A 15791-nucleotide genomic window follows, 5' to 3' on the forward strand; every position below is an offset into this window, starting at 1 on the left:
TGACTGATCATTAAAGGGTTCATACTAGAAGTATCAATATGTCTCTAGTATCCCCGTATAACCAAACTCTTCAGATAACTTAGCAATTGAAATGATGTTATCCAAATAATTTTCATGACTGCTGTGCGGAGTCTGTGAATATATTTTCAACATTTCTCCTCCTTATACACGTAGTTGTACTTCAAGTGAATTCACTTTGGAAATCTCATGATTTACGAACCGTCTATCTCTAGGAGTAAAGATTTTCAGAGTTTCTTAACCTTAGAACATCGCAACTATTAATCAAATAACTGGAATCATTGTTACAATCATACATGAAAAAAATGACAAATAAATATTAATAATCAACGATTTTTGATATATTTCCTCAATTTTTATTTTTTAAAAACAAAAAAATTGTAAAACTACAGTTTACTGGCGCAGGGTTAAGTTTTTCAAATCACAGCTCCCCTAGTTCCATCAAAACGTTTACGTTGTCCATTCTCTCCATTACAACAACAGCCCCCTTATTTAAGAAGGGAGCTGTTCTAATATTCTCTACATTGTTATCTGGCCGCTCGATATTCTTCAGCTTTATCCCGCATCCCTGCTTCGATGGCTTCAGCATCTTCCAGCCCGTTCTCCTTCGCATACTGCCGAATATCCTGCGTGATCCGCATGCTGCAGAACTTTGGCCCGCACATGGAGCAGAAATGGGCACTCTTGGCACCTTCCGCAGGCAATGTCTCGTCGTGGAACTCTATGGCGCGTTCTGGGTCCAGCGACAAGTTAAATTGATCACGCCATCGGAATTCGAAGCGTGCCTTCGACAACGCATCGTCACGCCGCTGCGCTCGCGGATGCCCTTTTGCTAGGTCTGCTGCATGCGCCGCAATTTTGTATGTAATGACACCTTCGCGCACATCATTCTTATTTGGCAAGCCAAGATGTTCCTTCGGTGTCACATAACACAACATCGAAGTGCCAAACCAGCCGATCATCGCCGCACCGATCGCGGATGTAATATGGTCATAGCCCGGGGCAATATCAGTCGTTAATGGGCCAAGCGTATAGAACGGCGCCTCTTTGCATATTTCCAGCTGAAGGTCCATATTCTCCTTAATCTTATTCATTGGCACGTGACCAGGCCCTTCAATCATCACCTGGACATCGTGCTGCCATGCGATCTCCGTCAACTCGCCCAACGTCTTCAACTCAGCAAATTGTGCTTCATCATTAGCGTCATAAATGCTGCCTGGACGAAGACCATCTCCTAACGAAAATGCAACATCATACTGTTTCATAATCTGGCAGATGTCATCAAAATGAGTATATAGAAAGTTCTCCTTGTGATGCGCCAAGCACCACGCGGCCATAATCGAGCCGCCACGCGACACGATGCCGGTCATACGCTTAGCCGTCATCGGTATGTACCGCAGCAGCACGCCAGCGTGAATCGTAAAGTAGTCCACCCCTTGCTCCGCCTGCTCGATTAAAGTATCGCGGAATACTTCCCACGACAAATCCTCTGCCTTGCCGTTAACCTTCTCCAGCGCTTGATAAATCGGCACCGTTCCAACCGGAACCGGACTGTTGCGAATAATCCACTCCCGGGTCGTATGAATATTTTTCCCTGTCGATAAGTCCATAATGGTATCGGCTCCCCAGCGAATGGCCCATGTCATCTTCTCTACTTCTTCCTCGATCGAAGACGCAACAGCGGAGTTGCCGATATTGGCGTTAATTTTGACATGAAAATGCCGTCCGATCATCATCGGCTCGCACTCAGGGTGATTAATATTAGCTGGCAGTATCGCACGTCCCGATGCAATCTCCGCACGTACAAATTCCGGCGACAAGCCTTCTCGAATAGCTGCAAATTCCATCTCAGGTGTTACAACTCCGCGGCGCGCATAGTGAAGCTGTGTCACATTGCTCCCCGATTTTGCTCTAAGCGGCACATGACGTTCTGCCGGAAATATCTCAGCACCTGCAATTCTTACAGCATCCGTTGTCCGGAATCCGTTGTCCTCAGGACGGACATCCCGTCCCTGATACGCCTCAACATCTCCACGCTCCGTAATCCAGTCATGCTTGATAACAGGTATTCCCTTACGAATGTCCACTGCATACTGTGGGTCTGTGTAAGGACCGCTTGTGTCATAAACACGCAGCGGCTCGTTAGTCTCTATGCCGTCAGGTGTCTCAGTGTCCGCGAGTCTAATCTCGCGCTCAGGCACCTGAATGTCTGTTCGCGACCCTTCCGTATACACCTTAGTGCTATTCGGAAAAGGAGCGCACCACTCTCGAGCGTCTGCATCCATATGAGGAGTATTTTTGTATACATTTGACATTATGAGTCCTCCTTGTACTTTCCAAACCATATTGAAAGTTCATGCGGACTGTGCAGTTCTGAGGATTATGCAGGTACTTGCACCGGGCAACACGTTGCAAGTGGAGCGGCAGGGAAAGTGAAAGGAGCGGTAGTATAGATGTAGCCCTAATGAGAACTGGACGTTGATCTATCTTGCCTAAATCCGTTCATTTCAGAGGTGAAAGAGACACAAGACAAGGAGAACAGACGCATACACCATTACCGTCATCACAAATAGAAAAGCCGATCCCCGAAGGAACCGGCTTGAATGGCGTCAACGAACTGCCTCAAGATACAACAAGCGGTGACAAGTCACACAAGTCTCGCTGCATCCATATCAAGTGCCGATTACTTCCCTACGCTGGTATAATCCAGATCAGGTGCAAAGGGTTTAAGATCTTCGTTGCGATCTTGTCTCAGCCCACGCTCGGGGCTCCCCTAGTAACGCATGATTAAATTGGTTGGAAATAATTAACGATTTAATCTATCTTAAGATACACGAAATTAAAGCATTTGGCAAGGCACATTCGAAGTCATTTATTCCACTTTATGTCATAGCCCTCATCATTGTTTGCATACGCTGAGCCGCTTCCATCAATTGCGGGGCATACTCACGCATCGTCTCAACCGACATACGGCTGACTGGCCCTGACACGGATAACGCTGCCGTCAGTTTATGATTCCGATCAAAGATCGGCACCGATACAGCAGCAGCTCCCGGCTCTCGCTCCTCGATGCTAAGCGCATAACCCGTCTGCCTCACCTCTTCCAGTTGGTGCAAATACGAATCGCGGTCAATTGAATCCGGCCATGTCGACTCTTGTACAGCTGCTTCTCGTTCAGCAGACTCCGCGAAAGCCAACAACACCTTACTGGATGCGCCAACATACAACGGTAGACGGGCACCCACAGTCGCTACACGGCGAATCGCTTGCTTGCTTTGAACGGCCTGAATACGAATGCGGTTATTCCCATCGCGAACGTAGAGGCTCACCGTCTCACCCAGTTGTTCACGCAATCGTTCCATCTCTGGCAGCAGCAATTGTGCTGGATCGTCCAGTTCCGTCAGATTCGCTGCAAGCTCCCAGATGCTATAGCCCAGTCGGAACTTATCGTTATTCCGCAGAATAAAGCCGCGTTCCTCTAACGTAGCCAGCAGCCGATGAACAGTACTCTTATTGAGCTCGATCCGAGCCGCAATCTCGGTCAAACTTAAGTCCTTCTCCCCAGCAAAGCACATTAATATATCAAGCGCGCGTTCAACCGCGCGTACCGTTTGTTTTCCCCCGCGTTCTTCCATCTTAATATCGCCTTCTTCCGTTTCATTCTATGAAACTTTGTTACATCTAGTATAACTCTCCTGCTAATCAATCGTAAAGAGCCCTTTGTATTTCATATTATGATGCCTCTCAGCACACTAGTAATAAAAAATCAGCACATCTCGCACAGTTGCAGTATTATGCCATGGACTTTAGTCCCTCTTTCGACATTAGATCCTGTGCTCATCGCTTATGTTACGGGATGATTACATTCTCCTTACAAATCACTCAGAACCGTTGCTATGATAGGCTTCCCGGCATACGATAGATATAGAAGAACGAGATTCAGATCCCGTTATAATCTAAGCTACAACTATCGACATTTTCGAGAGCAACTCTTTCAAATAAGACTTAGGCCCTAGCCTTTTCTTTTATCGCCTAGAAGGTATAACTAACGAGCAGAAACAGTGAAGCTTATCTATCCAGCATTCACTCGCAAAAGGAGGGCATCATTATGAACGCACCCGTGACAACGACTTCCCCTGCTGTACAACCAGAATGGCTTGTTCCATTAAGCCCCGGCTCATTGGCAGCTAAGCGACTGCGGCTTAAACACGTGGCCATCGCCCTCTCGTTGTCCATCCTATTTGCGGCTGTTATCATTTTCCTGGCCCTCCATGCCTTTATTGCCTGGATGTTCGCCAATCCCGAAGTACCACCATTGTTCTCTAATCCTTTGGCATCAAAAGGTATGAAATATGATACCGTTACCTTCCCTGCTCGGGATAAACATACGTTAGTTGACGGATGGTACATCCCAGCCAGCCAAGCTTCTGAACGTACCATCGTGTTCAGCCATGGCTACGGGGCCAATCGTGAAGAATACTGGGTACCTATGTATGACTTGGCGCAATATGCACACCGGCTAGGATACAATGTGGTGATGTTTGACTATGGGTTTGCTTCAGAGCAGCACAAGACGAAGGCGACAGGCGGTCGTTTGGAGAAAGAACAACTCCTTGGAGCGGTAGAACTTGCTCATACACGCGGTGCTAAGGAAGTCATTGTGTGGGGATTTTCAATGGGAGCTGGAACTGCATTGCAGGCTGGGCTTGTTGAAAATAACGGCATTGATGGCATGGTTCTTGACAGTACATTTCTATTGGAACCTGATACACTGTATCACAATTTGCAGCAATTCGTTGATGTACCTAAGCATCCTTCTCTGGATATACTGCGCGGTATGTTCCCGCTGCTTAACGATACAAGCTTGAACCAAATCCCTTATAACGAAGTAAAAACGCATCAGTATACGATACCAACCTTGTTTATTCACGGAACGGACGATACCAAAGCACCCTATACGATTGCCGAACACATTGCGGCTAACCAGGACCCGGAGCTTTCCTCCTCCTGGATTGTCCCGCAAGCTCAACATGAGATGGTTTACCGGGCGCATAGTAAAGATTATTTACGTAAAGTGTCCTTGTTCCTGGAACGTGCAGAGGAACGGGAAATGCTGCTTGCGATGCGCAATGAACGCTATTAACTCTAATTGTTACTGCTTATGCGCGAATCACACATGTGCTATATTACATGCTGAAACAAGGCGTCCCACATTAGGGATGCCTTTTATTTTGATACTGCTGTAGAGGCAGCTGCTCTGCAGCAGGAATTATACACATAGCGTATGTTTAATTTTGCAATTGTATAAATAGATCAACATTATTGTTTGCATGAATTCCCATCTAGCATACAAGCATCATAATTGGCTCTGGCTGACGAATCGCCTTCATCTCTTAACTGTTCAAAACAAATAATAGGTCAACCCCTTCTTGTCATATATTTATAGCAGCGCATCATGGAGCTATGAGGCTAGGGAGGGACTGTCGTGCTAACGATTTATGGGCCATTAATGCCCGTTCGCTTATTGGAGGAAATTCAATGTTGGAAAAATCAAGAGCAGGAGCACACCGTACTTGTACACCAAATGGTTCCTGATCTCGAGCCCACCTACGTACAACTGTTAAATGAGTGGGAGCATGTTTTTATCAAGACGGAAGAAACGGCTCGTAATTGGCTCCACGCCATTCAAAAAAACAACGGCCAAACAGATGCCGCTCTGAACGACCAGATCGAACTGCTGCTTAAGGCCGCTGTATATCAGTCCGAACAGTTTACCGAGCAGCTCGACTATTTAAAGCAGTACAGTCAAGCGGTGCAGAACTTACCGCTTGTCAGCCTTGTTATCGCGCACATTGTACGCGAATCCTATGTGTTTGTGAGTGCGGCGCAGGCACTCGCAAGCATGCCGCTGGCTGCGATCAGCAATCATGCCGCTCAGCCAGCAGAGCCGAAGGCGCACATACATGCGCTGCGGTCGGTACCGCCTAGCGCCGCGCAGCCGCATGCTGCGGATGATCGCGCTGTGACACAGGCGCTGACGGGAGGCGCTGACGGCATCCGCGCGGTCATCGGCACTGGGCGCGGCCAGCGCCCGAACGGCGGTAAGCCGTGGCTGGCCGGCAGCAGCAACGGCGCTTATGCGGCTGTCGCGACTGCTGCCGCTGGTATCGGCGCTGGTGCAGCTGCCGATGCTGGTGCAGCTGCTGGCGCTGAGTCGCAGCGTAGCGTCGCACCAATTGCGGCGTCACAGGTCGCAAAGCGTCCCGACAATGTATACGTGCCGCCCGGCGGACACCGCCTGCCGCCGCTTCCCTATCCCTACTATGCGCTTGAACCGCACATTGACGAGAAGACGATGCGTATCCATCATAATCAGCATCATCAGACTTACGTCGACGGCTTAAACCATGCCGAACTTGCGCTTGTAGAGGCACGCCGTACGGGCAACTACGAATCGGTCAAAGCACTCTCTGGTGAGCTTGCCTTTAACGGTGCGGGGCATTACCTCCACACTATCTTCTGGGACACAATGAATCCGCATGGCGGAGGGGAGCCGAATGGCGAGCTCCGGCAGCAGATCGAGCGTGACTTTGGCAGCTATGAAGCGTTTAAGCAGCACTTTTCACAGGCTGCCGTAAAGGTGGAAGGTGGGGGTTGGGTTGTCCTTGTTTGGAGCCCACGCAGCCGACGACTCGAAATATTGCAAGCAGAAAAACATCAAAACCTTTCACAGTGGGATATCGTTCCGCTCCTGCCGGTTGACGTCTGGGAACATGCCTATTATTTAAAGCACCAAAATAAGCGCGCCGATTACATTACAGACTGGTGGAACGTTGTCTATTGGCCTATTGTAAATGAACGTTATGTCCAGGCGCGCAAGCTGCAGTGGGAACCCTTTTAACCTTAGCCTAACTCTACAACCCTCATCATTAACACGGCTTCTGTTTATCGTATCGTATAGTTAGATATGGCGTCCAAACGAACCCTCTATGAATGTCAGCCGATTTGCGACATCTATGTACTACAATTAAATTGGTTCATTCTCCAGTCTTTTCAGTCTTGCTTCCCTATCTCGCCAACGATACAATAGCATTATCAACATTCATTTGTTTAATATTAGTTTGATTACTAATGCGGCTCTCAGCCGCTTTTTCTTTTATATAAATCGTTTAGCGTTAAAATAAATGACATGAGATAGGAGATAAGGATGCTTAAGCCAATCGTCAAATGGGCAGGTGGCAAACGACAATTGCTGCCTCATCTTCGTGCGCGGTTACCGCTGCTCGACTGGTCAATCGCGTCCTATTACGAGCCTTTTGTCGGCGGAGGTGCTCTTTTATTTGCAGTTCACCCTGTACGCGCAGTCATTAATGACATAAATGAAGATTTGATTAATGTGTACCGCGTCGTCCAGCAGCACCCCGAGGAGCTGATCCATATTTTATCGACGCATCAGAACACAGAAGATTATTATTACGAAGTAAGGTCGTGGGATCGTGACCGGGTAAATTATTCAAATCTTACTCCTATTCAGCGGGCTGCGCGCACCTTATATATGAATAGAACATGTTTTAATGGATTATATCGGGTTAACAGTAAAGGTTTTTTTAATGTTCCCTTTGGCAAATATTCTTCCATTGACTTCGTTCAGGAGCGGAAGATTCGGACCTTGTCACACTATTTTCAATCCAATGAAATTCTGATGCGACAAGGCGATTACACGGCTGCTGTACGACATGCGCGTGCCGGGGATTTTGTTTATTTTGACCCTCCGTACGATGTATTGTCTACGACCTCCTCGTTCACCACGTATACAATCGGAGGATTCGGACGTGAAGAACAGCGCAGACTTGCCGAGTTGTTTCGGGAATTGGACAAGCGTGGCGTATACGTGATGCTGTCCAACCATGCGACTGATTTTATTATGGAGCTATTTGAGGAGTATCACATTCACCATGTAGAGGCACGAAGACTAATTAACTCCGTACCCAGTGCGCGGGGGAAAATTCCAGAACTCATTATTATGAACTATGAGCCACCTCAGTTAGCAGAAAATCTAATCTCCCTGCTACAAGAGGAGGCACCTACTAACCTCGCCTAGTCCCACAATACAAACTAAAACGTCTTGATTTGTAAATCTGAGTTTCCGCAGCGAAACTACAAATGAACAGGTCAGGACGTTTTAATTTTTTGTGAACATGTAATTCTAACCTATGTGATTCTAAAAGCAACAAATATATAAAAAAGATGACTTCTGATCAATTCAGAAGCCACCTCTCATTAATAGATCATATTTATATCTCCACAACACACAGCGGATGTTCCTGTGCGTCATGTCGTTCTTACTTCTGGTTCTTCATAAAGTATTCAAACAGATCGTCGCGTGCCTCTTCCAAATAAGCAAGACGTGGTTCACGCTCAATGCGGATTTTCATGCGCTGCGCTGTCTTTTCGAATAGGTCGACCGTATCATTTGTGCGGATGATCAGCTTTTGTGGTCGTATCCCTTTCTCCTCAATCAACTGTAAGAAATGCTTCAAGAATTCCTGCTCATAATTGTCGTCATAGGCCAAATGGAATCCTACCGCTGAACGTGTTGCTCGATCCACCCATAGGCACAGGCGCGGATAGTACGGACGATCGCCTTCTCCCTTAACGGCTACTGGCGCAAAGAAGAACTCCGTCTCCCACTGTCCCTTTTTGTTAGGAAAACGTGTCATAATATCGTTCAGCAGGGCTTGATCCTCACACTCCGCTTTAACAGGGCGTTTTAGAACAAATTCCGGGTCCATCCAGACGTCCTGCCATTCGCCATTCTCATTGGAGCGAACGAGCACTTGCCCGGAACGAGGCGCCGTTAACACAGCCTCATTCTTCTTGGCGCGGCCGGCCAAGTCCATAGCTTGCTCCAAGGCTATCGTCAAATAACGTACCTGCTCCTGATCCAGCGTCCAAGGCACCAACCCTGGGTCAAAAATACGGAACATCGGCCATGTCTTGCGACCACGGAAGCGCTGACCCAACTCCTTTATTTGCGCGAGGTCCTGCTTCTCCAGATCTGTACGGTCTTCAAATGTTACCATAATACATTTCTGACGATGCAGCCAAGCATAACGCTCATCACGCTCTAGCAGCATATCGTGCAGGCTTTCCAGACCTTCCCCGCCCCGGAACACGGCTAGGCCGAATAATGACTCATCGGCACCCATAATGCTGCAGTAACCCATCTCTCCATTTTCCGGATTACGCACACCAAAAATATGGTTTCCCGACATCCACGTCCAGCTTGCCATCTTCTTATAAGCACTAGCCGCTTCATATAGTCGTACCCATTCCGCCTGTTCCTTCGTCAAGACGATCTCCTGCTCAGTGACTTCCACTTGCTCTTTTGATTCTATCATTTGTTCTGTTTTCCTCCTTTGTGTGCCTGACAACGTAATCCATCGCTGTCGTGATGAACCTTAAGAACGCTGTTTCATAAACTTTGCTTTCTGGTCATCATTCCTTCAGGTCCGATGCTGTAATAACTTCGAACCTCTGCTGCGTCTGTGATCATTGTTTAGTCCTACACACAGAGGATTAGCAGCTATAACTCTCTTACGATACAAAAACCCGTTCCAGCCCGGAACGGGTTCCATGTTAACATTGATTAAAACCCTGCAACTACTGCTTTAATAACGTCAAAAATTCCGAGCGTTGTGCGGCATCGGTCTTATAGACACCTCGTGTCGCAGATGTTATCGTCTTGCTGCCTGGCTTCTTCACACCCCGTGCACACATGCACAAATGTTCGCCCTCTACCACAACAATAACGCCATGAGGCTGTAATACCTCTTCCATAATATCTGCAATCTCGGACGTAATTCGCTCCTGCACTTGCAGGCGACGTGTGACCGCTTCAACGAGGCGAGCAAACTTGCTAAGGCCCGCTATCTTGCCGCTTGGAATATACCCAATATGCACTTTACCAAAGAACGGCGCCATATGGTGCTCGCATTGGCTATAATACGTGATATCTCGAACAATGACAAGCTCTTCATGCTGCTCGTCAAAGGTGACTCCTAATACTTCACGGGGATCGACATCATATCCCGCAAATATTTCTTCATACATACGCGTGACTCGCGCAGGTGTGTCGAGCAACCCCTCTCGCTCGACATCTTCACCGATCAGCTTCAATAATTCCTTAATATGGAATTCGATTCGCTCCCGGTTTGCGCCAACTTGCGTATTGACGTAATCTTTCACGCCGGCCATGATTGCTCCCCCCTGCCATACACTCTAGGTGTCAGACACCCGTCTATAACTAAACTGCTTATCTTTTAAATTTCTTACCTGGATTGCCCTTGCCTGGCATTCCTGCATTACCAGACATCATCTTCTGCGCCTGCTGCATCTGCTTCGAATTCAGGTTGTAGCCCATTTGCTTCGCCATCTTCTGCAGCATTTCAGGGTCAGACTGCATCTTGGTCATCTGATTGCGCAAATAGAATACACCGCCTGCAAAGCCTGCCACAGCGCCAACTATAAGACACACGATCGCCGTAATCGTAATCCACATCTTCTTATGGTCACCCCAACATCATCTAATGTAATATTGCTCTACACCTATAGCGACAGACAGACTGCCACCGCAATAATGATAGCATGTCAGCCGCTCCTTTACAATTATGCCCTAATCTTCTGCCATGGAAAAAACAAGCCCACAGCTACGTGATGATTCCTTCCAAACGCAGTAACTGCTCCTTAATACCTAATCCACCGCCGTAACCTACAAGCGCGCCGGACGCGCCAATTACACGGTGACAAGGGATAATAATCGACATCGGGTTACGATTATTGGCACCTCCAACTGCACGAACAGCCTTCGGATTGCCAATCGCTTCCGCAATTGTCTTATAGCTGCATGTCGTGCCGTAAGGAATCTCTTTCAGCGCCAGCCACACACTTCGCTGAAACGGTGTACCGCCTCGCAGGTCGAGCTTAAGGTCGAACTCACGACGTTCACCTGCAAAATATTGTTCCAGCTGCTCTTTGGCTGCCTTCAGCCTTTCAGGATGGCGCTGCAAGGTCACAGGGCCTATCGCCTTTTCCGCCCATTCATGAATCTTCTCCGAACGCTCCAGAATCGAGCCAAACTCAATCGCGCACAACCCATCCAGCGTCCCCACCAACGTCAATGGCCCGATTGGCGATACCATCTCCTGCACGTACAGCGGCTCTGGTTCACCTACTGCCTGTGCTATCGCATCTTGCACCATCTGCACAACCCCCTCATCCCGCTCACGCGGCAGTGCCTTCGCGAGCGCTTCGATTGCAGCCGCCCCACCGATGCGGCCAAGAGCCCACGCGGACGTTGCACGAATCTCAGCGCGATCGTCCGCACGCAGCAGTTCCGCCAATGCCGGTACGGCTTGGCGGTCGCGAAAATTCCCCAGCGCCACAATCGCGTTGCGCTGGATCGGCTTCTTGCCGCGCCATGCGGCGGCGCTCATGCCGAATTCCGACTTAAATTGACGATTGGACAGCGCCAGCATCGGAACAAGCAGCGGCTTCGCCTGCTCCGGATCGGGCTGCAGCTCCGGCTGGTGCGTCCAGTTCAATCCCTTATTCTTCGGGCATACCATCTGACACGTATCACAGCCATACAGACGGTTACCCATTTTAACCATCATCTCGTCGGTTAGCGTATCTTTTACCTGTGTCTGGAACGAGATGCAGCGCTGCGCATTCAACTGCCCAGGCCCGACAAATGCCGATGTTGGACAAGCATCCAGGCAGCGCGTGCATTCCCCACAATCCTCTGTCACAGGGTGATCTGGCGGAAATGGAATATTCGTGATCATCTCCCCAAGGTAGATCCATGAACCAAGCTTCGTCGAAATGATAGAACAGTTCTTCCCGCTAAAGCCAATGCCTGCTCGCTCCGCTACTGCACGATCCGACAGCTCGCCAGTATCCACCATACTCATCAAATTGAGCTCCAAATCAGGGACCTGCTCACGGATGAACTCCTCCAGCCGCTTTAATCGTTCACGCAGTACATGGTGGTAATCCATCCCCCATGCCGTTCGTGCAAACATACCGCGGTAAGCACCTGGCTCAGACTTCGGGATCTCCGGCAGCTTGGAAGGATAAGCTATCGCAATGGAGAGAATGGACTGCGCTTCTGGCATCAGCAGCCGTGGATTCGTACGCTTGTCCAGATCTGGCTCCTCAAAACCTGAGGCATACCCCTTATCGACTGACTCTTGCAGACGCGCCTTCAATTCGATGAACGGGTCGGCTGTGGTGAAGCCGATTTGGTCAATGCCAAGCGTAGGTGCTGCCTCTAAAATAAGCTGTTTCAGACGTGCCCAGCGTGCTGTCTGAACAGTGCTGTCATGTATCGGCATAAGTACAGAAGCGTTACTGTAGTCAACATCTATGCCCTCTGACATAGCAGTTACGATCTCCTCTGTGATGCCTTCTCCCCTATTTACGGCACCATACAACCTCTCGCTGCATCGGTGTTCTTGTGCACCCACGTCTTCAATTAACTGATCCACAGTCGGATCGTTTCGCGCTCCTGATTGCACACCCTTCCTTATACTACGTGCGGCTTCCGCTGCCTGCTCGCGCGCCCACTTTGGTACCAGTTCGACACTATCACGCTTCGTCATTCCCGTTCACCTCCTCCCCTTTGCCCTACAAATCAGATCAGACTCACATCTACATTTGAATCCTTTTTAAATTTTATAATGAAGCATCATAATCAGCAGTGCTTATTTCGCCATACTTTTAATCGCTTCACGTGCAAGAAAATCACAATGATTGTTAAATTCATTGTCGCTATGACCTTTGACTTTAATATATTCAACTTTATGTTTCTGCATCAGCTTCCACAGTTCTTGCCATAATTCCTTGTTCTCTACTGCCTGTCCCTTGCTGTTGCGCCAGCCATTCTTCATCCAATTGTATATCCATCTTTGTTGGAAGCAGTTCACCACATATGCCGAATCACTGTAAAGCTTAACCCCGCATGTCTCATGCAGTGCCTTTAGGGCCTCAATGACGGCCTTGATTTCCATACGATTGTTGGTCGTATATGCTTCTGCTCCCGACATATCCCTTCGATACTGCCCATAAAGAAGAACGGCGCCCCATCCACCGGGACCAGGGTTCCCAGAACAGGCGCCATCCGTATAGATTGTAACTAGCTTCACCCGTATACCCCCAAACACCCGAACTCATTCTGCCCTTATAGCGACTGATCCCAAAAACTTCTCTTGGCGCCATCTCGCGCTAATTCCATAATTAAACGTATGCTGATGATAAAGTATACCTAATCCAACTGCTACTCAGACAACCCCTCCGTCGACATCCACAGCTTCCATTGTTCGAAATACCAACAAACCGCCTCATCCTGAAACGGCGCACGACCTTCGCGTATCCGCTCCATTACTGCTTCGAGACCAGTCGATACCTTGCGGTCCACAAGTTCTGAATAGCGATATACTAAGCGATTATGGTCATATTCATCCCGATCCACCACTGCCACATGCCCATTTGCATGTCGTATAACATCCAGATCATAATCAATGTAGGTATATACACCTGCATATTCATAATAAGGAGACGCCACATTACAATAATAACGAACACCATGCTCTTCAATTAACGCAACCACATTAAACCATTGCTGAGGGATAAAAAAGGTAACCGCCGGCACTTTACTCAGCCACTGCTTACCGTCAGCTTCTTGTATCGGCGTCTGGCTATTAATGAGTATGCGCATGTCCTCGCACGCATGAAGCGGATGACGCTTCGACTGCGGTACGATCCAATTCTCCAGCCACATGCGGTGAAGATGACCATCATGCTTAAAACTTTTTACGAGCACTTGTTCATAACGATCCATACGCTTTCCTCATTTATAAATGACGTAATTTTAACAAATTATTTATAGTAATAGAAAAGCATATCTTTCCCCCGATTGCAACGGTTGAAAAGATATGCCTTCCCATACAATGATATCCTGATTAGAGTGTTTGTAATCACTCTTGTTGCATTAGCCCGTAACGATACGAAGCTTCTGTAGCGAACGCATGACGTATTGCGCTCCATAACCCAATTGCTCGAAGAATGGCAGTACAACTTCTGTATGCTCATCAACAGCAATCATAATGTTCTTGACCTTACGCTGCTGGAACTTCTGCTCCAATTTGGCGACAAGTGCACGACCTACACCTTGACTGCGGTACTCCGGATGCACGGCTAATCGATAGTAATAACCATTGTTGCGGTCTACTGTGCCGATGGCAATTCCAACGATACTTGTCTCGCCGTCCTGCTCCATCTCTGCAACAACAACCAACTCTCCATCCAACGACAATTGTCTGGCAAAAGCTTCCAACGTCTTCTCACAACACTCTTCTGATAATGACGCTTGCAACAACTCTGTAGCCGGCATATAATCCGACAATCGAAAGGAACGAACATTCATGTTTAGCTTCTCCCTCATCCTGAGCTATAGTGGTTCGACTATTTATCTCTACGTCCGTCTGCTACTTTATATCTAACTTATATCTATTATACAGTTTACAATTACGACAAAAAAGACGAAATTCCTTCTTTCTTAACCATTTTCCATAAAAAATCATGGTAAATCTCTTGTTTCCTCATGTAAGCGCTTAATAGTAAGCGGTTACATACCTCTCCTACACCAAATCAATAATAAATTGGTAAAACTAGCATGATATACTCGGCCTCAAAGATAAAAACCATATACGTCAGCTGCTGTCGAAAAATAGAATCAGGCTCTCGCTCAAGTAACGTTAACTCCCCTTTGATTCTGTCATAGCCCACCGAGCTCAACTATTTTCTATATACTGCCTCTATTACTAAGCAAATGGCATGAAATTTGAGCTCCCACCGTTTGAACAACGCTGTTTTCGGGTAATGTGATAAGGTTGGGACATCAGCACATTTGACTCCGCGTTACTTTCTAAACATTTATGTTGATTTATTCCCTTGAATCATGTTTAATGAAGTGTATATACTACTACATATCTTTTAGGAGGTATTTTCAGATGGCACATCAATTACCCGCTCTTCCTTATGCAAATAACGCATTGGAGCCTCATATCGACGAGACTACAATGATGATTCACCACGATCGTCACCATAATACTTATGTAACAAACTTAAACGCGGCGCTGGAATCAGCTCCAGAACTGCAATCCAAGTCGCTTGAAGACTTGATCGCTGATCTTGACAGCGTACCTGAGAACATTCGCACAGCTGTACGCAACAACGGCGGTGGCCATGCGAACCACTCTCTCTTCTGGGAAGTTATCGGACCTAACGGTGGCGGCCAGCCTTCCGGCGCATTAGCAGATGCAATCGGTGCTGAACTGGGCGGCTTCGACAAGTTCAAAGAAGACTTCGCGAAAGCAGCTACAACTCGCTTCGGCTCCGGCTGGGCTTTCTTGGCAGTAGACAACAACGGCAAATTGTCCGTTTACAGCCTGCCTAACCAAGACTCCCCAATCATGGAAGGCAAGACACCGATTCTTGGCCTTGACGTGTGGGAACATGCATACTACCTGAATTATCAAAATAAACGTCCTGACTATATCGCAGCATTCTTTAACGTAATTAACTGGACTGAAGTTGAGAAACGTTACGCGGCGGCTTTGAACAAATAATTAGGGCAATATCTACAGAGGCCTTTGCTTCAGCAGTTATTCTGCTAAAGCAAAGGCCTCTTTGCCTTCCATACTTTATTCCGA

The 15791-nt window shown here is 47.8% G+C and carries 13 protein-coding genes and 1 riboswitch; of the genes, 4 read left to right on the forward strand and 9 right to left on the reverse strand.

Annotated features, from left to right (window positions below; all coding sequences use genetic code 11):
* Window positions 1-545 precede the first annotated feature (545 nt).
* Window positions 546-2303: a phosphomethylpyrimidine synthase ThiC gene (gene thiC / locus MH117_RS13830; RefSeq protein ID WP_239329834.1), complete on the reverse strand. Its 1758-nt coding sequence runs from the start codon at window positions 2301-2303 to the stop codon at window positions 546-548.
* A gap of 386 nt (window positions 2304-2689) precedes the next feature.
* Window positions 2690-2803: riboswitch (TPP riboswitch) on the reverse strand.
* 97 nt (window positions 2804-2900) lie between these two features.
* Window positions 2901-3653, reverse strand: coding sequence for an IclR family transcriptional regulator (locus MH117_RS13835; RefSeq protein WP_239329342.1), 753 nt, complete (start codon window positions 3651-3653; stop codon window positions 2901-2903).
* A 473-nt stretch (window positions 3654-4126) separates the two neighbouring features.
* Between MH117_RS13835 and MH117_RS13840 the strand changes: the two genes are divergently transcribed.
* The 3 genes from MH117_RS13840 (at window position 4127) to MH117_RS13850 (ending at window position 8119) form a co-directional block, all read left to right on the forward strand.
* The gene (locus MH117_RS13840; RefSeq protein ID WP_239329343.1) at window positions 4127-5161 is read left to right on the forward strand and encodes an alpha/beta hydrolase; all 1035 of its coding nucleotides are present in this window, start codon (window positions 4127-4129) and stop codon (window positions 5159-5161) included.
* Between the two features lie 342 nt (window positions 5162-5503).
* Window positions 5504-6919: a Fe-Mn family superoxide dismutase gene (locus tag MH117_RS13845; RefSeq protein WP_239329344.1), complete on the forward strand. Its 1416-nt coding sequence runs from the start codon at window positions 5504-5506 to the stop codon at window positions 6917-6919.
* Window positions 6920-7225: 306 nt separating this feature from the next.
* Window positions 7226-8119 carry a DNA adenine methylase gene (locus tag MH117_RS13850; RefSeq protein WP_239329345.1) on the forward strand — a complete coding sequence of 298 codons (894 nt, stop codon included), beginning with the start codon at window positions 7226-7228 and terminating at the stop codon, window positions 8117-8119.
* Window positions 8120-8360: 241 nt separating this feature from the next.
* Here MH117_RS13850 and MH117_RS13855 read toward each other — a convergent pair whose 3' ends face one another.
* From MH117_RS13855 to MH117_RS13890, 7 genes are all read right to left on the reverse strand, one after another.
* Window positions 8361-9419, reverse strand: coding sequence for a DUF7309 domain-containing protein (locus MH117_RS13855; protein ID WP_239329346.1), 1059 nt, complete (start codon window positions 9417-9419; stop codon window positions 8361-8363).
* A 262-nt stretch (window positions 9420-9681) separates the two neighbouring features.
* Window positions 9682-10275, reverse strand: coding sequence for a GTP cyclohydrolase I FolE (gene folE / locus MH117_RS13860; protein ID WP_028544652.1), 594 nt, complete (start codon window positions 10273-10275; stop codon window positions 9682-9684).
* A 58-nt stretch (window positions 10276-10333) separates the two neighbouring features.
* Entirely contained in the window at window positions 10334-10579 is a 246-nt protein-coding gene (locus MH117_RS13865) for a YneF family protein (RefSeq protein ID WP_239329347.1), read from the reverse strand.
* A 148-nt stretch (window positions 10580-10727) separates the two neighbouring features.
* Window positions 10728-12413, reverse strand: a complete 1686-nt coding sequence (queG, locus tag MH117_RS26525) for a tRNA epoxyqueuosine(34) reductase QueG (RefSeq protein WP_275444661.1) — start codon at window positions 12411-12413, stop codon at window positions 10728-10730.
* A 369-nt stretch (window positions 12414-12782) separates the two neighbouring features.
* Window positions 12783-13223 (reverse strand): ribonuclease HI, encoded by a 441-nt coding sequence (rnhA, locus tag MH117_RS13880; protein WP_239329348.1) that lies wholly within the window; start codon window positions 13221-13223, stop codon window positions 12783-12785.
* A gap of 131 nt (window positions 13224-13354) precedes the next feature.
* On the reverse strand, window positions 13355-13918 hold the full coding sequence (locus MH117_RS13885; RefSeq protein WP_239329349.1) for a DUF402 domain-containing protein: 564 nt from the start codon (window positions 13916-13918) through the stop codon (window positions 13355-13357).
* Between the two features lie 150 nt (window positions 13919-14068).
* Window positions 14069-14503: a GNAT family N-acetyltransferase gene (locus MH117_RS13890; RefSeq protein ID WP_239329350.1), complete on the reverse strand. Its 435-nt coding sequence runs from the start codon at window positions 14501-14503 to the stop codon at window positions 14069-14071.
* 586 nt (window positions 14504-15089) lie between these two features.
* Between MH117_RS13890 and MH117_RS13895 the strand changes: the two genes are divergently transcribed.
* Window positions 15090-15707 (forward strand): superoxide dismutase, encoded by a 618-nt coding sequence (locus MH117_RS13895; protein WP_239329351.1) that lies wholly within the window; start codon window positions 15090-15092, stop codon window positions 15705-15707.
* Window positions 15708-15791 lie beyond the last annotated feature (84 nt).

Source organism: Paenibacillus sp. ACRRX (assembly GCF_022346885.1).
Taxonomy (GTDB): Bacteria; Bacillota; Bacilli; order Paenibacillales; family Paenibacillaceae; genus Paenibacillus_B.

Excerpts from the sequence above, each read along its gene's own strand:
- thiC (WP_239329834.1), bottom strand. The coding sequence starts at position 2,303 with ATGGATGCAGACGCTCGAGAGTGGTGCGCTCCTTTTCCGAATAGCACT.
- MH117_RS13835 (WP_239329342.1), bottom strand. The coding sequence starts at position 3,653 with ATGGAAGAACGCGGGGGAAAACAAACGGTACGCGCGGTTGAACGCGCG.
- MH117_RS13840 (WP_239329343.1), top strand. The coding sequence starts at position 4,127 with ATGAACGCACCCGTGACAACGACTTCCCCTGCTGTACAACCAGAATGG.
- MH117_RS13850 (WP_239329345.1), top strand. The coding sequence starts at position 7,226 with ATGCTTAAGCCAATCGTCAAATGGGCAGGTGGCAAACGACAATTGCTG.
- MH117_RS13855 (WP_239329346.1), bottom strand. The coding sequence starts at position 9,419 with ATGATAGAATCAAAAGAGCAAGTGGAAGTCACTGAGCAGGAGATCGTC.
- folE (WP_028544652.1), bottom strand. The coding sequence starts at position 10,275 with ATGGCCGGCGTGAAAGATTACGTCAATACGCAAGTTGGCGCAAACCGG.
- MH117_RS13865 (WP_239329347.1), bottom strand. The coding sequence starts at position 10,579 with ATGTGGATTACGATTACGGCGATCGTGTGTCTTATAGTTGGCGCTGTG.
- queG (WP_275444661.1), bottom strand. The coding sequence starts at position 12,413 with ATGCCGATACATGACAGCACTGTTCAGACAGCACGCTGGGCACGTCTG.
- MH117_RS13885 (WP_239329349.1), bottom strand. The coding sequence starts at position 13,918 with ATGGATCGTTATGAACAAGTGCTCGTAAAAAGTTTTAAGCATGATGGT.
- MH117_RS13890 (WP_239329350.1), bottom strand. The coding sequence starts at position 14,503 with ATGAATGTTCGTTCCTTTCGATTGTCGGATTATATGCCGGCTACAGAG.
- MH117_RS13895 (WP_239329351.1), top strand. The coding sequence starts at position 15,090 with ATGGCACATCAATTACCCGCTCTTCCTTATGCAAATAACGCATTGGAG.